Source organism: Pseudomonas sp. TE3911, assembly GCF_054062775.1.
The window spans coordinates 2060183-2086698 of record NZ_JBSSFP010000001.1 but is presented as its reverse complement, the minus strand read 5'-3'; the positions used below and the strand labels follow the sequence as shown (position 1 = coordinate 2086698).

Genomic DNA, 26516 nt, shown 5'->3' with positions numbered 1-26516 from the left:
CAGATAAGCCTTTTTTTTGCCCGCCGTTTATGGATTTCTTTTCAATGCTCGCTCGCTGGTTTCCCGCTGCAATCAATACTCGTCCTACCGAATGGAGCCGGGCCGCCATTGGCATGGCACTGGGTACATTGTTCAGTGTCTGGCTCTGTGCCCAGGTATTTGGCATGGAGGTGGCGCTGCACCTGCTCGGCCCGCTAGGGGCCTCGGCGGTGTTGTTGTTTGCCGTCTCCTCCGGTGCGCTGGCGCAACCCTGGTCGATCATCGGCAGCTACCTGTGCGCCGGTGTCGTAGCATTGCTGGTCGCGCGGGTTCTCGGACGCACCTTGGGCGGCGCTTGCCTGGCGGCCGGCATGGCAGTGGTGTTGATGTGCTGGCTGCGTTGCCTGCACCCACCCGCAGGTGGCCTGGCCATGACCCTGGTGCTGGCCGACCCGGCTTCCGCCGCACTGGGCTGGCATGAGTTGGGCGCTGTGCTGCTCGGCGCCAGCGCCCTGCTGGCATGTGCGCTGGCCTACAACAACGCCACTCGCACGCGTTATCCCAAGGGGACTGTCGAGTCCCCTTCGGCCGTATTGAATACCCCCGATGCAGCGCGAAACGCTGCCGTGACCGCCGCCGATTTGAAGCTGGCGCTTGCCGAAATGGAGCAGTTCTACGACGTGGCGCCCACAGAGCTTGAACAACTGATTCACGCGGCCGAAACCCACGCGCGCCGTCGCAGCATCGGCGAAGTACTGGCCAACCGCGCGCCCTGAGCAGAGGCCCGGGCGCCCTGCATAAATGCAACAACCACCTGCATGATTCCGGGTTGTACTGCGCAAATTTGCACTGGTACGATCGCGAGATGGTTCGTCCCCGAACATCTTGATAAAGAACAATAAAAGCAGGGAGTTAGAGATGACTGCTCAGGTTTCATCCGAAGCAAGCCGCGCCGATTCGCCTCAGGAAGAGGTACTGGCCGACGTCCGCAACCATATCGGCCACCTCACCCTTAACCGCCCTGCGGGTTTAAACGCCATCACCCTCGACATGGTTCGCAGCCTGACCCGGCACCTGGAGGCCTGGTCCGACGATCCATCGGTCTACGCCGTGGTCCTGCGCGGCACCGGCGACAAAGCCTTCTGTGCCGGCGGCGATATCCGTTCCCTGTACGACAGCTTCAAGAATGGCGACACCCTTCACGAAGATTTCTTCGTCGAGGAATACGCCCTCGACCTCGCCATCCACCACTACCGTAAGCCCGTGCTGGCGTTGATGGACGGGTTTGTCCTCGGCGGTGGCATGGGCCTGGTGCAAGGTGCCGATTTACGCGTCGTTACCGAGCGCAGCCGCCTGGGCATGCCGGAAGTGGCCATTGGTTATTTTCCCGACGTGGGTGGCAGCTATTTCCTGCCGCGCATTCCGGGCGAACTCGGTATTTACCTCGGCGTCACCGGCGTGCAGATCCGCGCCGCCGATGCACTGTATTGCGGTTTGGCGGACTGGTACCTCGACAGCAACAAGCTCGCCGACCTGGACCAGAAACTCGACCACCTGCAATGGCACGACTCTGCGCTCAAAGACTTGCAAGGTGTGCTGGCAAAGCTTGCGGTGCAGCAGCTGCCCGATGCGCCGCTGGCAGCCTTGCGCCCGGCGATCGACCATTTCTTCGGGTTGCCGGATGTGCCGAGCATCGTTGAGCAATTACAGGCCGTCACCGTTGCCGACAGCCATGAATGGGCGCTCAACACGGCCCACCTGATGCAGACCCGCTCGCCCCTGGCCATGGCCGTGACTTTGCAAATGTTGCGCAAAGGCCGCCGCCTGTCGTTGGAACAGTGTTTCGCCCTGGAACTGCACTTGGACCGGCAATGGTTCAAGCGCGGCGACCTGATCGAAGGCGTGCGCGCCCTGATCATCGACAAGGACAAAACCCCGCGCTGGAACCCGCCAACGTTGCATGGGCTATCAGTTGCCCACGTCGAAAGCTTCTTCCAACAGTTCGAGCAAATTGCGAGATAAGCCATGCAAGACATTGAATACACTGAAGAACAAGTGATGATCCGCGACATGGCGCGTGACTTCGCCCGACGTGAAATCGCCCCATCCGCCCAAGCCTGGGAAAAAGCCGGCTGGATTGACGACAACCTGGTAGCCAAAATGGGCGAACTCGGCCTGCTGGGCATGGTGGTCCCGGAAGAATGGGGCGGCACCTACGTCGACTACGTGGCTTATGCCCTGGCGGTGGAGGAGATTTCTGCCGGCGATGGCGCCACCGGCGCACTGATGAGTATCCACAATTCAGTGGGTTGCGGGCCGATCCTCAACTACGGCACAACGGCGCAGAAAGAAACCTGGTTGGCAGAACTTGCCAGTGGCCAGGCGATTGGCTGCTTCTGCCTGACCGAACCCCAGGCCGGTTCCGAAGCCCACAATCTGCGCACTCGCGCTGAGCTGCGTGACGGCCAGTGGGTGATCAACGGCGCCAAGCAATTCGTCAGCAACGGCAAGCGCGCCAAGTTGGCTATCGTGTTTGCCGTGACTGATCCGCACTTGGGCAAGAAAGGCATTTCCGCTTTCCTCGTGCCCACCGACACCCCTGGCTTTGTGGTGGACCGCACCGAACACAAGATGGGCATACGCGCTTCTGACACCTGTGCCGTCACCCTCAACCAATGCACAGTTCCCGAAGCCAACTTACTGGGCGAACGCGGCAAAGGCCTGGCGATTGCGCTGTCGAACCTGGAAGGTGGCCGCATCGGTATCGCCGCCCAGGCCCTGGGTATCGCGCGAGCAGCGTTTGAAGCGGCGCTGGCCTACGCCCGAGACCGGGTGCAGTTCGACAAAGCGATCATCGAGCATCAGAGCGTGGCTAATTTGCTGGCGGACATGCAGACCCGCTTGAACGCGGCCCGCCTGCTGATCCTGCACGCAGCGCGCCTGCGCAGTGCCGGCAAGCCGTGCCTGTCGGAAGCGTCACAAGCCAAACTGTTTGCCTCGGAAATGGCGGAGAAGGTCTGCTCGTCAGCGATGCAGATACATGGCGGCTACGGCTACCTGGAGGATTACCCGGTGGAGCGTTACTACCGGGATGCGCGAATCACGCAGATTTACGAAGGGACCAGCGAGATTCAGCGGATGGTGATTGCCAGGGAACTCAAGAACTACCAGCTCTGACAGACACCAACGAACTACTGTGGGAGGAGGCAAGCCCCCTCCCACATTTGCACTTCAGTACATGAAGATTTGCTTACTTATCCTTGAACTCTGGCGCGCGCTTGGCCACAAACGCCGCCATACCTTCCTTCTGATCCAGCGTCGCAAATGCCGCATGGAACACGCGGCGCTCAAAGCGCACGCCTTCGGACAGGCTCACTTCAAACGCACGGTTTACGCTTTCCTTGACCATCATGCTGATTGGCACCGACTTGCCAGCAATCAGCGTGGCGACCTTCAGCGCTTCATCCAGTAGTTCATCGGCCGGCACGATGCGCGCGACAATCCCGCAACGCTCCGCTTCCACCGCATCGATAAAGCGCCCGGTCAGGCACATTTCCATGGCCTTGGCCTTGCCCACCGCGCGGGTCAGGCGCTGGGTGCCGCCCATGCCGGGCAGGACGCCGAGGTTGATCTCTGGCTGGCCGAATTTGGCGCCATCACCCGCCAGGATGAAGTCGCACATCAGCGCCAGTTCGCAGCCGCCGCCCAAAGCAAAACCGTTGACGGCGGCAATGATCGGCTTGCGGCGGTTGGCCACGCGGTCGCTGTCGCTGAACAGGTCATCGAGGTAAATCTGCGGGTAGGTCAGCTCGGCCATTTCCTTGATATCGGCGCCGGCCGCAAAGGCTTTCTTCGAACCGGTCAGCACGATGCAGCCGATGTGCGGATTGGCTTCCAGATCATCCAGTGCATGGTTCAACTCACTGACCAGCTGCGCATTCAGCGCATTCAGGGCTTGCGGACGATTCAGGGTAATCAGCCCGACGCGGCCCTGGACGTCGAGCAAAATGGTTTCGTAACTCATGTATCGGCTCCTTAGAGATTGCGTGAGATGACCATGCGTTGAATATCGCTGGTGCCTTCGTAGATCTGGCAGACCCGCACATCGCGGTAGATCCGCTCCAGAGGAAAGTCGCTCAGGTAACCGTAACCGCCCAAGGTTTGCAAGGCGGCCGAACAGACTTTTTCGGCCATTTCCGAGGCAAACAGCTTGGCCATCGACGCTTCCACCAGCGCCGGCTTGCCGCTGTCGCGCAAGGCGGCGGCGTAATGCACCATCTGCCGTGCCACGGCGATTTGCGTGGCCATGTCGGCGAGTCGGAAGGCTACCGCCTGGTGTTCGATCAGCGGTTTGCCGAAACTCTCGCGCTCGCGGGCGTAGTCGCGCGCCGCTTCAAACGCGGCACGGGCCATGCCCACTGCTTGCGAGGCGATGCCCACGCGGCCGCCTTCGAGGTTGGCCAGGGCGATCTTGTAGCCCTCACCCTCCTCACCCAAACGGTTGGCCACCGGGACCTTCACGTCTTCAAACAGAATCTGGCACGTGTCGGACGCATGCTGCCCCAACTTGTCCTCGACCCGCGCGACGCTGTAGCCCGGCGAATCGGTGGGCACGATAAACGCGCTGATCCCGCGTTTGCCTGCCGCTGGGTCGGTAACGGCAAACACAATCACCACCCCAGCGTTTTGCCCGGAGGTGATGAACTGTTTACAACCGTTGAGCACGTAGTGGTCACCGTCCAGACGCGCGCGGGTTTTCAGGCTGCTGGCGTCGGAACCGGCCTGCGGTTCGGTCAGGGCAAAGGCCCCCAGCATGGCGCCGCTGGCCAGAGGCGTGAGGAACTGCGTTTTTTGCTGGTCGTTGCCGAACTTGAGGATGGGCACGCACCCCACCGAGTTGTGCACGCTCATGATGGTGGAGCAGGCTCCATCACCGGCGGCAATTTCTTCCAGGGCCATGGCGTAAGCCAGGTAGCCGGTATCGCAACCGCCCCATTGCTCCGGCACCAGCATGCCGAAAAACCCCAGTTCGGCCATCTCGCCGATGGCCTCCTTGGGAAAGCGGTGCTCGCGATCCCATTCGGCGGCGAAAGGTTTGAGACGTTCCTGGGCAAATTGCCGGGCCGCGTCGCTGATTTGCAGTTGTTCGTCATTGGGCAGCATCGTGGCTCCTTAATACAGGCATTCGACGGCCATGGCTGTGGCTTCACCACCGCCGATGCAGATCGCGGCAACGCCACGCTTGAGGCCCTTCTGGCGCAGGGCCGAGAGCAAGGTCACCAGGATGCGGGCACCCGAGGCACCAATCGGGTGGCCGAGGGCGCAGGCACCGCCGTGCACGTTGACCTTGGAATGGGGGATTTGCAGCTTGCTCATGGTCACTAGGCTGACCACCGCGAAGGCTTCGTTGATCTCGAACAGATCCACTTCATCAAGGTTCCAGCCGGTCTTGCTCATCAATTTGCGAATCGCACCCACCGGCGCCACGGGAAACAGCCCCGGCTCATCGGCAAATGCAGCATGCCCATGGATCACCGCCAACGGCTTGAGCCCACGTTTGTGCGCCTCGGACTCGCGCATCAGCAGCAGCGCCGCAGCACCGTCGGAAATCGAGCTGGAGTTGGCCGCTGTCACCGTGCCGCCTTCGCGGAACGCCGGTTTGAGGCTGGCAATCTTGTCCAGCTTGGCTTTGGGGGGCTGCTCATCGTGCAGAATGGTTTTTTGCTCTTTGCCGACAGTGACCTGTACCGGGACGATTTCGGCAGCGAAGTTGCCGTGGCTAATCGCCTCCTGAGCTCGGGCCAGGGAGGCAATGGCGAAGGCATCCTGGGCTTCACGGGTAAAGCCGTTATGCAGGGCGCAGTCTTCGGCGAAGGTGCCCATCAGGCGGCCCTTGTCGTAAGCGTCTTCCAGGCCGTCGAGGAACATGTGGTCGAGGACGCGGCCATGACCCATGCGGTAGCCACTGCGGGCGCGGTCCAGCAAATACGGCGCGTTGGACATGCTCTCCATACCGCCAGCAATCACCACATCGACACTGCCCGCCAGCAGTGAATCATGGGCCAGGATGGCGGCTTCCATACCTGAGCCGCACATCTTGTTGAGGGTGGTGCAACGGGTGGACTTGTCCAACCCGGCGCCCAATGCCGCTTGCCGCGCTGGCGCCTGGCCCAGGCCAGCAGGGAGTACGCAGCCAAACAGCACTTCATCCACGGCGTCGGTGGCGATACCGGCGCGCTCAACCGCTGCACGAATAGCGGCGGCACCGAGTTGAGGTGCGGTCAGTCCCTTGAGGTCACCCTGGAACCCGCCCATGGGCGTGCGCACGGCGCTGACAATCACGATGGGATCAGTCATGGGTCACTCTCCTTACTTGGCTGCCATGCGCAAGGCGCCGTCAAGACGGATCACCTCGCCGTTGAGCATGCTGTTTTCAATGATGTGCCGCACCAGTGCGGCGTATTCGTCAGGCTTGCCCAGGCGTGGCGGGAATGGCACGCCGGCGGCCAGGGAGTCGCGCACTTGCGGCGTCATGCCGGCCATCATGGGCGTTTCGAAGATACCGGGAGCGATGGTCATTACGCGAATACCGAAACGCGCCAATTCACGAGCCGCGGGCAGTGTGAGGCTCGCGATGGCACCTTTGGAGGCCGCATACGCAGCCTGACCGATTTGCCCATCGAAGGCGGCCACGGAAGCGGTATTGATGATCACGCCGCGCTCACCGTCGGCATTCGCTTCGGTCTCAGCAATGGCTGCAGCTGCCAGGCGTAACAGGTTGAAGCTGCCGATCAGGTTGACGTTGATCACCTGGGCGAAGTTCGCCAGCACGTGAGGGCCGTTCTTGCCGAGAATTTTCTCGCCGCGCACCACGCCTGCGCAATTGACCAACCCGTGCAAGCCGCCAAATGCCGAGACCGTGGCTTGCACGGCGGCTTCAGCGGCAGCTTCCTGGCTGATGTCGGCCACCGCACTGCGGGCGTTTTCACCCAATTGCTTGGCCTTGGCGGCGACCGCTTCGGCGTTTAAATCCACCAGCATCACCTTGGCACCAGCGGCGATCAGCATCTCAGCGGTGGCCGCGCCGAGGCCCGAAGCGCCGCCGCTGACCAGAAAAACCTTGTTTTCAATCTGCATCATTGTTTCCTTGAACGATGGACCGGGTAACGAGCGTATGGCCCAGATAGTCGCTTGGGTGCTGCACAGCGACAATGGTCAAAGCTTTCAACATGGCTGACTGGTTTGGCCAAGGGGGCAAGGCACTGGTGGTGAGTGGACTTGCCCCGCCCACCACAGAGGCCTGCTTGACACAGAAGCTGGCGCACCTCCGATCATAGACCCCACCGATCAGCCGGTAGGCCCAAGCGATTGGACGCCCTCCCTATCAGCTTCTAACCTGATGGACTGCGCCACCAAAGAAGCCCCCCATGATCGTGCGTCCTAAACCCAATCTCCTGGGTATCCTGTTTTCCCTCAAAGGTTCGATTGCCAAACGCATCGCCCTGCGCAGCCTACTGGTCACGTTGCTGGCGTCAGTGATCGTGCTCGTGGAAACCCTGCACCCCGCGTACTTCTCCAAGGTCAACGCCACGCCCTTCACCTTGCTCGGGCTCTCGTTGTCGATCTTCATGAGCTTTCGCAACAATGCCTGCTATGACCGTTGGTGGGAGGGCCGCAAGCAGTTGGGGCAGATGATCATCGAGGTGCGCTCGCTGATCCGCGAAACACAAGTACTCGCCGATGCCGCTGAACGTGCGCGCGTGTTGCGCGGGCTGGGGGGCTTTGCCCATGGGTTGATCGCACGACTGCGTCATGAAAATGAAGCCCAGGCGATACAGCCCTGGGCCAGCGTGGAAGCGGACCATCCCAACCTGCCGGACCGTGTGCTGCAACAGCTCGGCGGGCGGTTTTCGGTACTGGCTCAGCAGGGCGTCATCAGCGAATGGCGCTACACCCAGCTGGAAAACCCGCTTGGTCAGCCTGAGTCAGGTTCAGGCCTCGTGCGAGCGGATAAAGACCACGCCACTGCCCTTCCCTTACACGCTGCTTTTGCACCGCACCATCTACCTGTTCTGTATTCTGCTGCCCTTCGCCATGGCCGAACCTCTGGGCTGGCTGACACCGGTGTTCACTGCCATTGTCAGCTACACCTTTTTTGGCCTGGATGAAATCGGCGATGACCTGGAAGACCCGTTCGGCTTTGATGAAAATGACCTGCCCTGCAATGCGCTCCTACGCACCTTGGAGCGCGAGATTCTCGCGGCGCTGGGCGAAACCGAACTGCCAGCGCCCTTGGCGCCAGTGGAGTACGTGCTCACCTGACGCCGGTTTGACACCTGCCCTGGTCTGACCGAAGCTGACGGCCTTTGTAATAGCTACTCAAGCTTTCGGACGCCTGCATGTCAAAGTCACGCCGTTACGCCATCGTCGGCCTGTGCGCCCTGTTCTTCATTGTGCTGCTCACCTGGTATTTCTCCCGCTCCGCCCCGGTGGCTGTGGCTCCCGCGATTGCCCATGGCTACGCCAAAGCGCTGAAACAGGCGCGTAACGGCGAGCCTGGCGCCGCCCGAGTGCTGTATCAGCAATTGGGCCGCCCGGACCTGACCGATGAGCGCCGCGCCGCCCTGCATGCCGAACTGCACAACTATCCAAGCCCCCAGGCCCTGAAGCTGGCGGATAAAGACCTGATCAATGAATCGCCGGTGGTGCGCGAAGCGGCGATCCACAGCATTGTCGGCCTGGTGCCCACGGGCCAGCGCACCCTGCTGCTGGGCCCGGCGCTGGATGACCCCGAGCAAAGCGTGCGCTTTGCCGCCGCCAATGCCTTGCTCGGCCTTTCGCCGGACACCCTTGGCCTGTATTTCGGGCCGCTGCAGCAGGTGTTGGACGAATTCGTGAAATACCTCAAGGCCCAGCCCGAAACCGCCGAGGGGTGGATTCAGCTGGCACGCCTCTACATCCACAGCGCGCTGTTGCCGGAGGCGCAACAGGCCCTGGAACAGGCGATGCGTTTGCAACCGGACAACCTGCAAGCAGTGGTCGCGCAGATCGAGCTGTTGGATAAGCAAGGCAAGACCGACGAGTCCCGCCAATTGCTGGCGCGGCAGTTGGCGTCTCACCCCGAGTCCGCCTACTTGCAACACGCCCTCGGCATGTGGCTGCTGCACCATGGCGAGCGGCCTTATGCCCTCCTCGGCCTGTCCAAAGCGGTAGAGCTTGAGCCGGATAATCAGGATTACCGCTACGACCTGGCCACCACCCTGCACGACCAGCAGGAGCTGGAGGCAGCGCAGCGCCAATTGGAAGAAATCGTCCAGCGCCACCCGGCCAATCGCAAGGCTCGGGTGCTGCTGGTCAACTACTGGAAAGAGAGTGGGCAGTTGCAGAATGTCCAAGTGCTGCTGGCTCAGCTTGAGCAACAGAATCCGGACGATCCGGCCTTGCAGCAAGGGCTCTAAGACACGCCACGACACCTCGCGGACGGCTCGCCTGTACCGATAAATTGAGCCGTTTGTTGAACGGTTGCATAGTGCCACGGTCAAGTAAACATGGCGTGTTGTGACGAACATGCCCTTCCACTTGTACGTGACCCGAGGGCACTTCTTGTCTACATCCAAAGAGCTGTTCAGTGAAAAGGCGGCCACCGGCATCGAAGGTCTTGATGACATTCTTGCCGGGGGGCTATCGCGCAGCCACCTGTTTTTGCTGGAAGGTGAACCTGGTACCGGTAAAACCACCGTGGCCCTGCATTTCCTTCAGGCCGGGGCAAAAAACGGCGAGCGATCCTTGTACATCACCTTGTCGGAGACTGAGCGCGAGTTGCGCCAGGGCGCCAAGTCCCACGGTTGGGACCTGGATGACAACATCCATATTTTTGAGCTGACCCCACCGGAAAGCTTGCTCAATGCCGAGCACCAACAGAGCCTGCTGTATTCCTCTGACCTTGAGCTGGGTGAAGCCACGCGGCAGATCTTTGAGGTGGTGGAACGGGTCAAGCCGACCCGCGTGGTCGTCGACAGCCTCTCTGAGATCCGCCTGCTGGCGCAGAGTTCGTTGCGTTATCGCCGGCAGATCCTCGCCATCAAGCACTACTTCGTGCGTTATGACGCCACCGTTCTGCTGTTGGACGACCTGACCACTGAATCCCTGGATAAAACCGTGCACAGCGTGGCCCACGGCGTGATCCGTCTGGAAGAATTGACGCCGAACTACGGTGCCGAACGCCGCCGCGTTCGTGTGGTGAAGTACCGTGGACAGAAGTATCGCGGCGGTTTCCACGACTTCACCATCATGCAGGACGGGGTGCATGTATTCCCTCGCCTGGTGGCCGCCGAACACCGCGGTGGTTACAACCGCCAGACGCTCACCAGCGGCATCAGCGAGATGGACTCATTGTTGGGCGGCGGTATCGAGACGGGCTCCAGCAGCCTGATTCTCGGCCCGGCCGGTACCGGCAAATCGTTGATCTCGATGATCTTCGCTGCCGCCGCCGTGTTACGCGGCGAAAAGGCAGCGCTGTTTATCTTCGACGAAGAGCTGGGGTTGTTGTTTGAACGCATGAAAAACATGGGTATCGACCTTGAAGCGCTGCAGGCCACCGGCAACTTGATGATCGAACAAGTGGACGCTGCCGAACTGTCCCCTGGCGAGTTCTCCCACCGGGTGCGCCGCGCTGTCGACGAAGGGGGTATCAAAACCGTGGTGATCGACAGCATCAACGGTTACCAGGCGGCGATGCCTGAAGAAAATGCGCTGATCCTGCACATGCACGAGTTGCTGCTGTACCTCAACCGGCGCGGTGCGGCGACCTTCATGACCGTCGCTCAACACGGGTTGGTGGGTGACATGCAAGCACCGGTCGACATCACCTACTTGGCCGACACCGTGATTCTGCTGCGTTACTTCGAAGCGCTGGGCAAAGTCCGCCGGGCGATTTCGATCATCAAGAAACGTACCGGCGCCCACGAGTCGACCATTCGTGAATACCGCATCAGCAACCGTGGCTTGACCGTCGGCGAGCCCTTGGACAACTTCCAGGGCGTACTGCGCGGCATCCCGACCTACATGGGCGCAGGCTCCCCTTTGCTCAAGGATGAGCAATAGTGCCGAATCTACTTGGCGTTTCCGAACGCGCGATCATCCTGGCGCCAGTGGGGCGCGACAGTTCACTGGCGTTGATGATGCTCAACGAAGCCGGTTACTCCGGCATCGTCGCGACCCACCTGCCGATGCTGTGCGACGCGATGGAAGAAGGTGCAGGTCTGTTGATCATTGCCGCCGAAGCCTTGCGCGGTATCGATCTGGAGCCGCTGCTGGAAAAACTGCACCAGCAGCCCGCTTGGTCGGATATGCCCATCGTGCTGATGACCCATCACGGCGGCAGCGAACAGAACGGTTCGTCCCACCTCAGTGGCCTGCTCGGCAATGTGACCTTCCTGGAGCGGCCCTTCCACCCGGTGACCCTGATCAGCCTGGTCAGCGCTGCTCTGCGCGGCCGTCGTCGCCAGTACGAGGCGCGTGACCGCCTGATCGACTTGAGCGAAAGCGAACTGCGCCTGCAACGCACACTTGAAACCCTTGAACAACAAGTCGAAGAGCGCACCGCGCAACTGCGCCACAACGAAGAGGCGCTGCGCCAATCACAGAAAATGGAAGCCGTCGGCCAATTGACGGGCGGTATCGCCCACGACTTCAACAATATGCTCACCGGGATTATCGGCAGCCTCGAGTTACTGCGCAGGCGCGTGTCCCGTGGCAAGTTGGACGACCTCGATAGCCTCATCGATCTTGGCGTCACGTCAGCTAACCGCGCAGCCGGATTGACCCATCGGTTGCTAGCGTTTTCCCGCCGGCAATCCTTGGACTCCAAACCGGTCAATATCAATGAACTGGTCAGCTCCATGGGTGAACTGCTGGAACGCAGCATCAATGAAAGCATTACCCTTGAGATGCAACTCACCGACCAGCCTTGGACAGCTGAAGCCGACCCCAATCAGCTGGAAAGCGCCCTGCTCAACCTGGTGCTCAATGCCCGCGATGCAATGCCCAACGGCGGCAAGCTGACGGTGGAAACGTCGAATCGGCACCTGGACAGCGTTTTCACCGCTGCGTTTGGCACCCTGCCCCCAGGCGATTACGTTGAGCTGAGCATCAGTGATAACGGCTGCGGCATCCCGCAAAGCGTGATTGGCCGTGTGTTCGATCCCTTCTTTACCACCAAGCCGATCGGCCAAGGCACCGGCCTTGGTTTATCGATGATCTACGGCTTCGCCCGTCAGTCCCGCGGACACGTCACCCTGCACAGCGAGGTGGGCCTGGGGACGACCGTCAGCCTGTTCCTGCCACGTTTTCTGGGTGAGACCGTCGTGCCCGCACCCGTCGACCCTGCGTTGCTGCCATTTGCCAATTCCGGGGAGACCGTGCTGATCGTCGAAGACGATCCCGCCGTACGCGTGCTGGTCAGCGCAGTACTTAAAGAGCTGGGTTATGGGTTTGTTGAGGCAGAGGACGCCAATACGGCATTACCGATCATTGAATCTGAACAGCGGATCGACCTGTTGATCAGCGATGTCGGCTTGCCCGGCATGAACGGCAGACAAATGGCAGAGATCGGCCGGCAGATGCGGCCGGATCTGAAGGTATTGTTTATTACCGGCTATGCCGAACATGCCGCCGTGCGCGGTGGTTTTCTCGACCCTGGCATGCAGTTGATTACCAAGCCATTTACCTTTGATTTGTTGACGGCGAAGGTGCGGGAGATGATCCGGGCGTGATGTGATGCATGTATTGCTTGCGGCACAGCCAGGTCAAGAGGGAAAAGTTCGGAAATCATTGGCGTCGGGATAAGCGGAATCGCCAGAACGGTTTTGGGTACTGAGAGTGACACCTAGGGTGTTCCTCCCTGCCGACCTGACGAGCTAGCCAATGATCCCATCCCGTAATGATGTAGTGCTCAGTCATCACCTCCCGATGAACGTCAACGCGCCACTGACGTCCGTAGATCAATCCCAGTTCAATAAGCCTGGGCTCAGGACTGAAGGTCCCGTCCCCTCCCATGACACCGCCCGTTCCGAGGGCGACAGCCTTCTGGCCGAGATTTATGGCAAGGCACTCCTTCGCTTGACTGATGTTGAAAGTCAGGATCGGGAGGTGATGATAGGAAACATTCCTCCCAACTCCACATTCGGTCAGTGGTGGGCGCAATTAGGGCGAGCGATGCAGTCCGATGATGTCAAGGAGTGGATGAGACACATCGGGGTGGATAGCCGCACAGTGAAAATCACGCCCGAATCGGGTCAAGTATCTTTCAAAGTTCAGCGCTATATCGCCGCATCACCAGTGACACAGACGCATGGCCAGGAAGACAAGCAGTGGTCCGGGGTAAGCGGCCCTGTCGTTGAGGCGGCGAAGGTCATAGCGGCGGGCAACGGACTTTCCACTTTCTCCCCGCCGTTGTCCGAACACAGCAACAGCGCGCCGTTATGGCTGGTGAAGCGCTTCTATCGGGAGCCCGAAAAATCGTCAGTCGCAGAGCGCCAGGACAGAGCGGCGCAATTGGCGCAGGATAAATCCTTTGCGCAGCTACCCGCCGGCCTTCAAGAGGCGCGCAGTGAGGAGGCACTCACAGGGCAAAAGAAGGCCCTGGGAGATAAGAATACCCGCCGTGATGCCGCGTTTGCGTTCACGCATCTCGCCATGCTTTTAAAGCGCGGCGATCTTCCCCCCGAGCTGATTCTTGATCACCTGCAAAAAAACAACGTCCAGATCGCCCCCGACAGCAGCTATCCAGAAGCTGCCATGAACACATGGGGCGAAGCCACACTTGAGCACTACCTGCAGGCAAACGGTTGGGATATTCCCACCAATCACCAGGAAGCGGAGAATCTCGCCGCGGCCCTGCTCAGACCAGAACCCCAACACCCGCCCCATGGCAACTATGGCGGTGCACTGGCATGGCCGATACCACTCGACACCCGCAGCCAGTGGCAACTGAGGGCAAACCTACGTCACGGCAAGATCGGCGACATTGACCTGAAGCCTTTCAAGAGCGTGCTGGAGTACCTGGCGCAAGACGCGACATTCGAGCCTTCCGAGTTACGTCATCCTCAACGGGTCCTCGACAGGTTGATCCAGTCGCCCAGGGGGCAGGCACTTGGCGAAGCACTGCAGAGCAGTTTCGATGCAAAGTCTGTGAAAGGCAGTCCCAACGACTGGCTGCTGGCTGCGCTGAGTATTGACCGTAAGGTTCAACCAGGCGCTCCCAGAGGCTACGTAGCGGGCATTTCTACCTTGGGCCCTAATGTTTACGGGAAGCCTGTAGCGGGCATCGTCAAGGACCTGAGCGACTACCTGGTGTCCTCAGGCCAAGCATCATCGACCGAGAAAGCAGCGCTGCAAGCCCACCTGTTGTTGGCAAGCCGTACGCCGGAGTTGCTGGTCAAGGACATCCCCGAAAGCCTGACCTTCGGCTCTCACAGTTGGGTCAGTTTTGTCACCGCCGTCGGGCGCCTTGAGGCGAAGGCAGCGGGATCAACGGCGGCGATGACCTATGGCGAGGTGATGCTGCAAGCGGCGATCGCACCGATCTCTGAAGAGGAGCGCCGTACTGAGTTCCTTGTCCAGCAGGAACCGCTCAAGGACTGGGGGCGTGCCAATGGCTTGCCTTACCCTGAAAACGAAACGCAGATGAACGCAGTGCGCAACGCGTTTCATGCTCGGATCGCTGAATTGAAAACTGCCAGCGACGCGCAACGTGCACCGATGCCGATAGCCAGGGACATGGCGCGGGAACAGTTACAGAAGGCGCTGCCGCACATGGCTGCGGCACTTTTTGATGAAAAGTGCATCACGCTGGAGCCTTCTGTTGCGGATTTCCCCGGACCTTATTCGGTCCTGGATTTGTACATGGATGGAAGAAGTGCACATGGCGCACCCACCGCCCAACCCGATGCTTTTTATAGAGCGCTCTTCACCGACGGATCCCCCTACTCGCCCAGCAGGTTTGTTTCGTCAGCCTCTGGCGTCAATATCAGCGAGGTCCTGAAAACGATAAAACAACTCCCTCATCTTTCCTCGGCCTTCAAAAGTGCGTTTTCGGCGTACTGCTCAGGCATGGAAAAAAGCCTGGGCACGCAAGTCAAACACTTGATATCGCAACAACCCATTTCCACGCGAAATAATCTTGAACTCGGAAAATTAACTATTGTTAAAGAGCAATACATTGACTATCAACCCATCTCTCTCATGCCGAAAATACGCGAGCGTGACGATCACAACCTGTTGGTCAAAACTGAACGCATGGGTCAGATTCATACCTACGAGATAGATCTGAAACACGCAAAAATTACCGAACGTACCGACCTGGGCGATTTTCGACCTGGAAGATTCCCAACCGGTCACACCCATCCTGATAGAAAACTTGTCCAGGTGATTCCCGATACACCGTCCGCGTCAGGCCTCACGGATGAAAAAAGTAGCGCAACCGCCACGCCCGATAGCTTTAACAGTGAACGTACCTCTTATATTGCCGATGCTTTTATCAAACACATCAATATCAAAGCACTCACAATGGAGGCCCAACAACAAACGACCTTTGACACTGAGGAGCCTTTTCACAAAAAGGTGCGTGAGTTCATGTTGAATCTGATCCCATTAAGGTCGGCGATTTTCAACTTTCAAAACGGTGATTACGCTGAAGGCGTTTTGGATCTGACATTGGATGTGTTTGGTTTTATCGTCGGGGCCGGTGCGGCGGCAAAGGGCGCCAAAGCAATGATGTCCGGCGCTTCCGCACTCAGCAAGCTGCTCCACGGCGCTAAGATTGTCGGGCGCACAGCCATAGGAAGTCTTAATCCCTTCGACGGCGCAACGGACCTCGCCAAGGGGGCCTTTTACCTCGCGAAAACTGGTTCCACATCAGTACTAAAGGGTTTTAGAACACTGACTCATTCTGCTGGCAGTTATGACCTTGTGTCCGCCAGTAAACGTTTCGACGCGGCCTCGGTGGGAACATTCAAGGTCAACAACGAGTTCATTGAAGCACCGGCAACCCTTCTCGATGGAAAGTGGCACGCCTTCAACCCGGCAACCGGGCAACCCTACGGCCCTGCCATAAAAGACTTCCTGCCTTCGGTACACAGCAATGATTTGGGAAGTTTTGCGACAGCAACGGACCCTGCAAAAAGAATAAGTGGCGCGGTGGTCGGCGACTGGAAGAAATCCGTTAGAACCCATCGAGAAGGGCCAGATAAAGAGGCGTTTGACCGCGGCTATATTTACGGAGACCCGCGGAAGATCAGTGGCTACTCCAATAAGATGTCATTGGCTGACTTAATGAAGCTTGGCGCCAGTAAAACCCTGACATCAGAACAGGTCGGCATGTTGGTCAAAAAGTATGACGACATGGCCTATCAGTTCGGTAAAAACACATCGGCGCGATTTATAGGCAACATTGAGCCGCGCTTCGGCGACGTTACGCCTATGCCCCAAATCATTTACCTCACCCAAACCGGACAATTGTCTGATGGTCAGTGCGCGGCTCTCGCACGTGCCATGGCAACGGCGATGGCGCAAGGCAAGGAGCAAGTGTTAATCAAGAATATGTACACCGCCGCGGCCTTTGCTTTAGATCCGGCCTCCAGGGATTTTGTCGCCAAGCTCAGTAGAATTCAAAGCAAAACGGGTGGCCAAAGTGCCTTCCATGCAGGGCAGCCCACCCGCCAGGTTTCCATTCAAGACATGGTCAGAGAGCTGTCCAATTCGACGGTTTCGAAATCATTAATGATCGACTCTCCAGGCCATGCGATGGCCGCAGGAGTAAAAGTCGATGGCGGGTATAAAACGTATTACTTTTATGATCCCAACCATGGTCTCGCCAACTTCTCAAGCGCAGAGGCGATGCAAAAAGGCTTAGAAAAACTGACGCGTGACAAGAAACTTCAGCCCCCCTATAAAACCCATAGCACCGACCCAACAAAGTTGGAATTCAAGGTCTTTGATCACACGGACGACTGGCAGCAAAAAAACAGCGTTTTCAATCTGGACGTCAACAGCTTGTACAGCGCCCCCCTCACTCCGTCCGGCCCCCAAAAACTGTCTAACACTCAGTTGAGACAGAACTTGGAAATACTGCACAAAGCGCCGGGTAATCAGGGCCTGGTTTGTTACGAGGCGTCTATGCGGGTGGGGCAGGCTGAAAAAAGCCTTTCATCTGAAGTGTACGATGCTGTCATAAAGGCTACAGACCGCAGCGGCGGCACAAACTATTCGCCGCATTACCTGGACCTGATGGGAATCAAAACAGATAACCTCCAAACGGTGTTCAACAGCGCTGACATTACAGAGTCCGGGCTATTGAATTTCAAGCATACCAATGAGGGCGAAGCGTTCGCGCACACCGTCTACATCCAAAAAACCAAAGACAATCAGTTGTACCTTTTCAACACTAATAGTCCGGATCTGGATATGGCCATGATCAAGAATGGCAACCTCCCGGTGATTAGCGGCGGTATGACGGTCTATCCACTGAGCAACGACAAAGGTCTGCAGGCCTTCCTCAATGGTATTGACGGAAAACGCGGTTGGCAGTTCGCGTACACGCCAGCCAGTACACTCAACGCCAATGTTCAAAGGTTAAAACGTTAACGATTGAATTGAGTGGCGCCCACGCGCCACTTTTTCACGCCAGCAAGCGTTGGATATGCTCGTGCAGGGTATCCAGGTCAAACGGCTTGGCCAGGATCGGCGCATTGCGCGTGATCGGGCTGTTGCATTCGAGAATTTCCTGCGGGTAACCGCTGATAAAAATGACCTTCAATTCCGGTCGCAACTGGATCGCCGGTTCTGCGATCTGCACCCCGGAAATCCCGCCCGGCAGACGGTAGTCGGTGACCATCAAGTCCAAGTGCGGCTTGGTCGCCAGAATCTCGAACGCTTGCTTGCCGTCGATCGCCTTCAGGACCCGATAACCCAGGCCTGCCAGGTATTCACCCAGCACAAACATAATGGATTCGTCGTCCTCGACGATCAGTACGACATCTTGTGCATCTTCACTCATGGGAAGCCTTCGTTCGGTCAATTGCTGCAAGTACGACCATGGGGTCACGCAGAGGTTGCGTCGAAGTGACGATTGATTTCACGCTGACGTTTCAAGGGGCAGACACACCCGAAACAGCGCGCCCTCGCCTATTTGGCTTTCGACCTCGATGGTGCCGCCATGGGCCGCAACGATCTGCTCGGAAATAAACAGCCCAAGGCCCAGGCCCGCCGCCACTTGACTGGCAGACACGCGCTCGAACTGCTGGAAAATACGCTTCTGGTTCTCTGCACTGATGCCGATACCGTGGTCGCGCACTTCGACCCGAGCTTCGCCATGCTCGCTGTACACCTGCACCTCCACCGGGCTTTTGGCCCCGTAGCGCAAGGCATTGGTCAGCAGGTTGGTGACTACCTGCTCAATGCGGAACTCATCCCAGTTCCCTTCGACGGGCCCTTGCACAACCAGTTGCATCGACGAGTCGGCGGCTGCCACTTGTGGCGCGAAGTTCTCCACCAGGTTGCTGACCAGTTGCGCGAGGTCAAACCTTGCGGGGCGGATCGACAGTTTGCCGGTGCGAATGCGCGACACATCAAGCATGTCTTCAATCAGGCGAATCAAGCTTTTGATCTGCCGCTCATCGCGGTCAACCATCGCGTGCATCTTGTCCAGGGTGAACGCGGCGGCGTTATCCCGGGCCAGGTGCATCTTGCGTAGCTGTGTCTCCAGGATCAGCCCGTTAAGGGGCGTACGCACCTCATGGGCGACAATCGACATAAAGTCATCACGCATGCGCACAGCCTGTTCCAACTCGGCCTGGGTGGCCTGCAGGCGGTTCAGCAACTGCTCCTGCTCGCGGCGGCTGCGCTCCAACGCTTCAACCTGTTGCTTCATGGCCTTGCTTTGGCGGTACAAGTCGACGAAGACATTGACCTTGCTCTTCACCGCGTGGATATCCAGCGGTTTATGCAGGAAGTCCACCGCGCCGCTCTCGTAGCCCTTGAAGGCGTAGTTGAGTTCGCGGCCGGCGGCACTGACGAACACGATCGGGATGTTCTTGGTTTTTTCGGTGCCTCGCATCAGTTCGGCCAATTCAAAACCGTTCATGCCGGGCATCTGCACGTCGAGAATCGCCATGGCGAATTCGTGTTCCAGTAACAGGGACAAGGCCTCGTCGGCGCTCAACGCTTTGAAGACCTGGCGATCCTCGCGTTTGATCAGCGCTTCGAGAGCCAGCAGGTTCTCCGGCAGATCGTCGACGATCAGCAGTTTGGCCTGGAAGGTACTTAACATGGGGAGGATTCCAGCAAAGCCAGCAACGAGCCAATTTGGCTCAGCGTGAGAATATGGTCAGGTGTATGCAAGGCCAGGGCCGCTAGCGGCATCACCGAAATACGCGCCTCGGCGGGGTCTTGCACGACGGTGATCCCCCCCGAGCGCTTGACATGGGCCAACCCTTTCGCGCCGTCCTGGTTGGCGCCGGTCAGCAGAATAGCCAGCAAGTTTTTGCCATAGGCATCAGCGGCGGACGCGAACAGGTAATCGATGGCGGGCCGGGAATGATGCACGCGATCCTCCTGGCTCAGGGACAGGCTGCGGTCATGCTCCACCGACAGGTGATAGCCGGGACCGGCGAAATACAGGGAGCCCGCAGCAATAATTTCTTTGTCACGAGCTTCAAGGACCGGGATACGCAAGCGCCGCGCAAATACCTCGGCCAGCTGGCTGCGGCGCTCATCTGGCAGGTGCAGCACGGCAATGATCGGCAATCCAAAGCCCGCAGGCAGCTCGCCAAAAATATGCAGCAACGCCTCCACACCGCCGGCAGACGCGCCGACGACGATGGCTTCAATCCCGCGAATCGGGCTGGCTTGCGCGTCGTTCATGATTTCCGGTAGATCCGCTCTTGCTTGACCAAGGCTTCGAACTGCTTGCTGTAGGCAGAAAAATCCAGGGTTTCCTTACTGCCCAGCACCAGGAAGCCGCGATGGCACAGCGACTCATGAAACAATCCAAACGCCCTGTCTTGCAACTTTTTATTGAAATAAATCAGTACGTTACGGCATGAAATTAATTGAGTTTCTGAGAATACGCTATCGGTCGCCAGGCTGTGATCAGCAAAGGTCACGTTCTCGCGCAGCGTCTTGTCGAAGATCGCGTAATCGTAAGCCGCCGTGTAGTAGTCGGCAAATGAACGCTGCCCACCCGCCTGCTGATAGTTGGCGGTATAGGCGCGCACGTTCTCCAGGGAAAAGATGCCCTGCTTGGCTTTATCGAGCGAGGCAGGATTGATGTCCGTGGCATAGATGATCGTGCGCTCCAGCAGCCCTTCTTCGCGCAGGAGGATCGCCATGGAGTACACCTCCTCCCCTGTGCTGCAGCCGGCGATCCAGATCTTGATCGACGGATAGGTTTTGAGCAGCGGTACGACTTCCTGGCGGATCGCCAGGAAGTGCGACGGGTCGCGAAACATCTCGCTCACCGGGATCGTGAGAAATTGCAGCAATTGCATGAATGCCGCTGGATCATGCAGCACCCGTTCCTGCAACGCCGAAATGGTCGCGCAGTCGAACTGGCGCAGGGCGTGAGCCACACGGCGTTTGACCGACGCACCCGAGTAGTCGCGAAAGTCATAGCTGTACTTGAGGTATATCGCCTCAATCAGCAGGCGCAGCTCAATGTCGCTGCTCTTGTCCAAAAAAACGTGCTCCACTTAAATGCGTTCCATCTTGGGTAGCCATACGCGAATCAGTGAGAACAGACGGTCCAGATCGATCGGCTTTGCCAAGTAATCGTTGGAACCCGCCGCGAGGCAGCGCTCCTGATCGTCCTTCATAGCCTTGGCCGTCACCGCAATAATCGGCAGCTTCTTCCAACGCGGGTCCTGGCGGATCAGGGCGGTGGCTTCGTAACCGTCCATCTCTGGCATCATCACGTCCATCAGCACCAGGTCGATATCGTCGACTTCATTGAGTTTCTCGATGGCTTCACGGCCGTTACGCCCGATCACCACCACGGCACCTTTATGCTCCAGGGCGCTGGTGAGGGCGAAGATGTTGCGCACATCGTCGTCCACCAACAGGATCTTGCGCCCCTCGAAGACCTTGTCGCGGCTGCGGGCAGTCTTGAGCATCTTCTGGCGGTCATGGGACAGCTGGGATTCGACTTTGTGCAGAAAGAGTGTGACTTCGTCCAGCAGGCGCTCCGGCGAACGGGCGCCCTTGATGATGATTGAGCGCGAGTACTTGCGCAGCTCGGCTTCTTCATCTCGGGTGAGATTACGCCCGGTGTAGACAATCACTGGCGGGAACGAGCAAATGTCCTCGGTGGCCATGCGCTTAAGCAGCTCGTTGCCGAGCATGTCAGGCAGCTTGAGGTCGATGATCATGCAGTCGTAGACGTTGGTGCGCAGCAGCTCCAACGCGGCCTGGGCGTAACCGACATCGGTAATTTCGATGTCATCGTCGCCGATCAGGCGGGCAATGCTATCGCGTTGCAGGTCGTCGTCTTCCACCAGCAATACGCGCTTGACCTTTTGGGTCAGCTTGGCTTCCAGGCGCGCAAATACGTCCTTGAGCTCCTCGCGGGTGGTGGGTTTCACCGCATACCCGATGGCGCCCATGTGCATGGCGGCTTCGACGCGGTCTTCGACGGATATCACATGCACCGGGATATGACGGGTACTGGCGTGCTCCTTGAGGCGTTGCAACACGGTCAACCCGGAATGGTCCGGCAGGCGCATGTCCAGCAGGATTGCATCGGGGATGTATTCCTCAGCCAGGCTATAACCCTCATCCGCACCGTGGGCGACCAGGCATTGGTAGCCCAGCTCGTGGGCCAGGTCGAACAGGATGCGCGCGAAGTTAGGCTCGTCTTCTACCACCAGGATGCAGCGCGTGGTGAACGGTGCCTTGTCGCGGTCGTCGGCAAAGCGCGGGATGAGTTTAGTGTCGGTCACCGGTAACGGAGACACTTTGATCGGCGTTGGTGCCGGCACTACGACGGCCTGGCGCGGCTGCTCGATCGGCGGCGCGTCTTCGGCGCGCTCCACGTACTGCTCCGGCAATACCAGCGTGAAAACGCTGCCCTTGCCCGGTTCACTGGTTACGCTGATGTAGCCACCCAGCAAGGCCGCCAGGTCCCGGGAGATCGACAGGCCCAGGCCGGTGCCGCCGTAACGCCGGTTGGTGGTGCCATCGGCCTGGCGGAAGGCTTCGAAGATGCTTTCCTGCTGGTCCGGAGCAATGCCGATCCCGGAATCGCGCACGGTAAAGGCAATGCCCCCTTCCGATGCGCTTGATACCGACAGGCTGACCTGGCCCTGTTCGGTGAACTTGACCGCGTTAGACAGCAGGTTCTTGAGGATCTGCTCCAGGCGCTGGCGGTCGGTGTACAGCATGATCGGCGCACCTGGCTGGATCTCCACCTGGAACCCCAACTTGCGGTCGGCGGCCAGCGGCTCGAACATCCCGCGCAGACCGTCCACAAGACGCGTCACGCTGGAGTTTTCCGGGCGCACTTCCAGTTTGCCGGCTTCCACCTTGGAAATATCCAGAATGTCGTTGATCAGGTTGAGCAGGTCATTACCGGCCGAATAGATCGATTCGGCGAACTTGACCTGTTCGGCACTGAGGTTATCCTGGGGGTTTTCCGCCAGCAATTTGGCCAGAATCAACGAGCTGTTCAGCGGCGTGCGCAGTTCGTGGGACATGTTGGCGAGGAATTCGGACTTGTACTTGCTGGACCGCTGCAACTCTTCGGCGCGGTCTTCCAGTTCTACCTGAGCCTGATTGAGCTGGATGTTCTTGCGGTCCATGGCGTCGCGCTGTTCGGCCAGGGTCTGGGCCTGCTCGGCCAATTGTTCGTTAGTCTGCTCCAGCTCTGCTTGTTGGGTCTCCAGGTGGGCCTGGGATTCCTTGAGGATGCGTGACTGCTCTTCCAACTCTTCGTTGGCGGTCTTGAGCTCTTCCTGCTGCACTTGCAGCTCTTCGTTGAGCTGCTGGGTTTCGGCCAGCACTTCCTGCAAACGCTGACGATAACGCGCGGCTTCGATGGAGGTGCCGATGTTGCCGCCGATGAGTTCCAGCAACTCAACGTCACGGTCCTCCAGCGGGCGCAGGAAGCCGAGTTCGACTACCCCGTTGACGCGGTCATCATCGCTGGTCGGCATCACAAGCACGCTGCGGGTGGCGCCTTCGCCAAGGCCGGAACTGACTTTAAAGTAGTCCACCGGCACATCGTCCAGGCGAATCAGGCGATCCAGCTGGGCAGCCTGCCCAACGATGCCTTCGTCACTGTAGATCGATTGTTCCAGTTGCTCCTGGTCACGGGAGAAGCCATAAGTGGCGGCCCGCTTGAGGCCGCCGTGCTCTTCGCGTACATACAGCGCCGCAACCGCCGAGCCCATGTATTGGGCGAAAAACTGCAGGATATTGCGCCCTAGCATGTTCAGGCTCAGTTGGCCCAGCACTTGCTCGGCCAGCTCGGTTTGCCCGTTGCGCAACCAAGCCTGCTGTTCGAGGCGCCGTGCAATCTTCTGCTGAGACGCGAGGGTTGCGGCGTAACTCTCTGATAAAGAGAGTAAATTCTTCCTGCCGATATACGCCAGAAAGCCACTCAAACCGAGTACGAATACCAGGTACAAGGTGACACTGATCACCGTGGTGCGCGTCACGTCCTCATTGCGAGTGAGGCGAAGCTGTTGCTCCATCGCCACCGCATCGTCGTACTCCTTGCGAATCTCATCGGTGAGGCGCTTGCCGCGGCCAGCCTTGACCGCGCCGCGGTAATCACCGCTCTGGCGCTGCATATCTATCATCGACTGGGCGTATTTATTCCACTCGTCCTGCATGGCCTCAAGGCGTTTGAGGCGGTCGACCTGTTGCGGGTTATCGGCCACCAGTTCCTGCAAATTGCGCAGGTCGGCAATGATGCGCGGCTTAGCCACTTCGTATGGGTCGAGGAAATGCTCGTCGCCGGTAATCAGGAAACCACGCATGCCGGTTTCCAAGTCCACGGTGAGCTTGGACGACTCGTTAAGGTTATTGATTACCCGATCGGTGTGCTCAACCCACTTGATCACCGTTAGCAAATAGGTAATCAGGCAGACGAAAAACACGGCGCTCAGCACACCCACACCCAGGGGCAATGCCACGTTCCGGCTCAGGAGGTTACGAAAGCTCTTTTCATCGACGGACGACGCAGGAGTCATGGGCATGCCTTGGCCAAATACGGAAAAACCGGGAGTTTGCCCCAAACTGGCGGGCAAGACCATTTTTCTAAAGCTGTTTTGTACAGATTCCTACAGCGGAACAAGCTATTCTCCCTAGCCTTTTGTATTGCATTGTTTTTACCGCTTGCGGGAACTTGTCTACAGGCCGCGCTTACTCAAGGAAGAGGCCTGTCAGAACGGCAGCCGGTAAACCTCGCCTTTTTTGGGAATTCCATATTATGTCCACAGTCATCTCCACCATCCTTGTCGTTGAAGACGACGCCATCGTGCGCATGCTGATCGTCGATGTGCTTGAGGAGTTGGAGTTCAAGGTGCTTGAAGCAGGCGACGCTGAAAAGGCCTTGGAAAAGGTTAAAGATACTGACCAGGTGATTGACCTGATGATGACCGACGTTGGCTTGCCCGATATGGACGGCAAGCAACTGGCAACCAAAGTGCGTGAGTTGCGCCCCTCCCTGCCCATCCTGTTCGCCAGCGGCTATGCCGAAAACATCGATGTGCCTGACGGCATGCAGGTGATTGCCAAGCCGTTTTCCATCGATCAACTGCGTGACAAAGTCAAAGCGATGCTGCCCAACGTTTGACACTCGTCGCCGCCCTGCCCCGTTACTCATTCAATAGGACGCTAGCGCGATCGTGCCCCTCAACGCACGCGCCAAAAGACTTCGAGCGCAACTGGGTGCAAACTTCGTCCGGCAAACACGGGTTCAGCTTTTTACGGCTGTATGCGCCGACCGAGGCCAACGTCGATAAAAGCTGAAAACTGGAAGACATCACCCCTGCTCATTAAGAGACGCAACAACATGATCAAACAACCGACGCGCCTGCTGTTGGCGAGCCTCTCGATACTCATGAGTACCGGCGCCTTGGCCGATTTCACCGCGACCCCGGGCGAAGCGCGGGCTATCGCCAAGGAAGCGTATCTGTATGGCTACCCGGTCGTGCAGATGTACAAGACGCTTTACACCCAGGCCGTTGATAAAGGCGGTGCCAACTTCAAGGCGCCGTTCAACCGGATAGGCAACACCGCCCAGGTGTTTACGCCCAAAGACACGGCGTCCGTGACCCCGAGCTCCGACACGGCCTACTCGTTTGTATGGATGGACCTGCGCAGCGAGCCGCTGGTGCTGACGTTGCCGAAGATCGAAGACAACCGTTACTACTCGGTGCAGTTGATCGATCTTTACACACAGAACTTCGCCTACCTGGGCACCCGCAGCACCGGCAACAACGGCGGCCACTACATGATTGCCGGCCCGGACTGGAAAGGTCAGCAGCCGGTGGACGTTGACCGCGTGGTGTACAGCGAAAGCAACATCGCCTACGCCCTGTACCGCACGCAGCTGTTCGATGAAAAAGACCTGAACAAGGTCAAGCAGATCCAGAGCGGCTACAAAGTCCAGTCCCTGAGCAGCTATGTGAAACAAGCCGCGCCGGCCAAGGCGCCGAAGGTCGAATGGCCCAAGCCTACGGCGACCATGGTCGAAGGCCCGCAGCTGTTCCGCTACCTGAACTTCATGCTCTCCTTCGCCGCCCCTCAGGACAGTGAAAAAGAGCTGCTCGCGCGTTTTGCCAGGATCGGCATCGCCCCCGGCGCACCCTTCGCGCTCAACCAGTTGACCGCCGAGCAGCGCAAAGCCCTGGAAGATGGCATCAGCGATGCCCGCGCTGAATTTGCAGCGTTCAAAAAAGACAGGATCGACACGCATCAAGTGCCCAGCGGTGATTTGTTCGGCAGTCGCGACCATCTGCAAAACAACTACCTGTACCGCTACGCCGGTGCGGACATGGGGATCTTCGGCAACTCCAGCGACGAGGCCGCTTACCTCGAGTACGTCGTCGACAGCGAAGGCAAGCCTGCCAACGGTGCGCGCCACAGTTACACCGTGCATTTCGCCAAGGACCAACTGCCGCCAGCCGATGCGTTCTGGTCCCTGACCCTGTACGACGCAAAGACCAAGTTGCTGGTGCCCAACCACAAGAAACGCTACCTGATCAACTCGCATATGTTGCCTGATCTCAAGCGCGACGCCGATGGCGGCGTGACCCTGGCGCTACAGCACCATGAGCCACCGAAAGCCGAACAGAGCAACTGGTTGCCGGCTCCACCCGGCCCATTCTTCGCTGTGCTGCGCATTTACCTGCCCAAGCCTGAGGTAGGTTCCGGTCAATGGAAGCTACCGCCACTGACGCCGCTTAAGTGACACCTCGCGCCCGGTCGCAACAGCGCTGGACCGGGCGCGCCCTGCCCCATACCGTTGGAATATCACG

18 protein-coding genes and 1 pseudogene are annotated in these 26516 nt (G+C 58.7%); 10 read left to right on the top strand and 9 right to left on the bottom strand.

Annotation, left to right across the window (positions count from 1 at the left end):
* Positions 1-44 precede the first annotated feature (44 nt).
* From ACVWXD_RS09515 to ACVWXD_RS09505, 3 genes are all read left to right on the top strand, one after another.
* Positions 45-755, top strand: a complete 711-nt coding sequence (locus tag ACVWXD_RS09515; RefSeq protein WP_457370895.1) for an HPP family protein — start codon at positions 45-47, stop codon at positions 753-755.
* Positions 756-897: 142 nt separating this feature from the next.
* The gene (locus ACVWXD_RS09510) at positions 898-2001 is read left to right on the top strand and encodes an enoyl-CoA hydratase/isomerase family protein (protein ID WP_095184751.1); all 1104 of its coding nucleotides are present in this window, start codon (positions 898-900) and stop codon (positions 1999-2001) included.
* Positions 2002-2004: 3 nt separating this feature from the next.
* Positions 2005-3156: an acyl-CoA dehydrogenase family protein gene (locus tag ACVWXD_RS09505; protein ID WP_457370894.1), complete on the top strand. Its 1152-nt coding sequence runs from the start codon at positions 2005-2007 to the stop codon at positions 3154-3156.
* A gap of 73 nt (positions 3157-3229) precedes the next feature.
* Here ACVWXD_RS09505 and ACVWXD_RS09500 read toward each other — a convergent pair whose 3' ends face one another.
* From ACVWXD_RS09500 to ACVWXD_RS09485, 4 genes are read right to left on the bottom strand one after another with little or no spacing between them, the layout of a single operon-like run.
* Complete coding sequence (locus tag ACVWXD_RS09500) at positions 3230-4003, bottom strand: enoyl-CoA hydratase (RefSeq protein WP_032885667.1); 774 nt, start codon at positions 4001-4003, stop codon at positions 3230-3232.
* 11 nt (positions 4004-4014) lie between these two features.
* Positions 4015-5142 (bottom strand): acyl-CoA dehydrogenase, encoded by a 1128-nt coding sequence (locus ACVWXD_RS09495; RefSeq protein ID WP_032885668.1) that lies wholly within the window; start codon positions 5140-5142, stop codon positions 4015-4017.
* A gap of 9 nt (positions 5143-5151) precedes the next feature.
* Positions 5152-6336, bottom strand: coding sequence for an acetyl-CoA C-acyltransferase (locus tag ACVWXD_RS09490; protein WP_099602497.1), 1185 nt, complete (start codon positions 6334-6336; stop codon positions 5152-5154).
* Positions 6337-6348: 12 nt separating this feature from the next.
* Positions 6349-7116 carry an SDR family NAD(P)-dependent oxidoreductase gene (locus tag ACVWXD_RS09485; protein ID WP_457370893.1) on the bottom strand — a complete coding sequence of 256 codons (768 nt, stop codon included), beginning with the start codon at positions 7114-7116 and terminating at the stop codon, positions 6349-6351.
* 290 nt (positions 7117-7406) lie between these two features.
* Between ACVWXD_RS09485 and ACVWXD_RS09480 the strand changes: the two are divergent.
* The 5 genes and pseudogenes from ACVWXD_RS09480 (at position 7407) to ACVWXD_RS09460 (ending at position 17622) form a co-directional block, all read left to right on the top strand.
* Positions 7407-8301 (top strand): annotated as a pseudogene (locus ACVWXD_RS09480) (bestrophin family protein).
* 77 nt (positions 8302-8378) lie between these two features.
* A complete protein-coding gene (locus ACVWXD_RS09475) occupies positions 8379-9437 on the top strand; it encodes a tetratricopeptide repeat protein (protein WP_095184748.1) in 1059 nt (352 codons plus the stop codon).
* Positions 9438-9582: 145 nt separating this feature from the next.
* Positions 9583-11082, top strand: coding sequence for an ATPase domain-containing protein (locus ACVWXD_RS09470; RefSeq protein ID WP_457370892.1), 1500 nt, complete (start codon positions 9583-9585; stop codon positions 11080-11082).
* On the top strand, positions 11082-12752 hold the full coding sequence (locus tag ACVWXD_RS09465; protein WP_095184747.1) for a response regulator: 1671 nt from the start codon (positions 11082-11084) through the stop codon (positions 12750-12752). Before ACVWXD_RS09470 ends, ACVWXD_RS09465 begins: the two co-directional genes overlap by 1 nt.
* 151 nt (positions 12753-12903) lie before the next feature.
* A complete protein-coding gene (locus ACVWXD_RS09460) occupies positions 12904-17622 on the top strand; it encodes a hypothetical protein (protein WP_457370891.1) in 4719 nt (1572 codons plus the stop codon).
* 34 nt (positions 17623-17656) lie between these two features.
* Here the strand turns inward: ACVWXD_RS09460 and ACVWXD_RS09455 are convergent, their stop codons facing one another.
* The 5 genes from ACVWXD_RS09455 to ACVWXD_RS09435 form a co-directional block, all read right to left on the bottom strand.
* On the bottom strand, positions 17657-18034 hold the full coding sequence (locus tag ACVWXD_RS09455) for a response regulator (protein WP_032885674.1): 378 nt from the start codon (positions 18032-18034) through the stop codon (positions 17657-17659).
* Positions 18035-18112: 78 nt separating this feature from the next.
* On the bottom strand, positions 18113-19306 hold the full coding sequence (locus ACVWXD_RS09450; RefSeq protein WP_095184745.1) for a hybrid sensor histidine kinase/response regulator: 1194 nt from the start codon (positions 19304-19306) through the stop codon (positions 18113-18115).
* Positions 19300-19899: a chemotaxis protein CheB gene (locus ACVWXD_RS09445; RefSeq protein ID WP_032885676.1), complete on the bottom strand. Its 600-nt coding sequence runs from the start codon at positions 19897-19899 to the stop codon at positions 19300-19302. Before ACVWXD_RS09445 ends, ACVWXD_RS09450 begins: the two co-directional genes overlap by 7 nt.
* Positions 19896-20726 carry a CheR family methyltransferase gene (locus ACVWXD_RS09440; protein WP_177326419.1) on the bottom strand — a complete coding sequence of 277 codons (831 nt, stop codon included), beginning with the start codon at positions 20724-20726 and terminating at the stop codon, positions 19896-19898. The genes ACVWXD_RS09445 and ACVWXD_RS09440 overlap by 4 nt, the downstream gene beginning before the upstream one ends.
* Positions 20727-24224, bottom strand: coding sequence for a response regulator (locus ACVWXD_RS09435; protein WP_286817680.1), 3498 nt, complete (start codon positions 24222-24224; stop codon positions 20727-20729).
* 239 nt (positions 24225-24463) lie between these two features.
* Between ACVWXD_RS09435 and ACVWXD_RS09430 the strand changes: the two genes are divergently transcribed.
* On the top strand, positions 24464-24829 hold the full coding sequence (locus tag ACVWXD_RS09430) for a response regulator (protein WP_181643461.1): 366 nt from the start codon (positions 24464-24466) through the stop codon (positions 24827-24829).
* 219 nt (positions 24830-25048) lie between these two features.
* Positions 25049-26449 (top strand): DUF1254 domain-containing protein, encoded by a 1401-nt coding sequence (locus ACVWXD_RS09425; RefSeq protein WP_181643462.1) that lies wholly within the window; start codon positions 25049-25051, stop codon positions 26447-26449.
* The last annotated feature ends 67 nt before the right edge of the window (positions 26450-26516 follow it).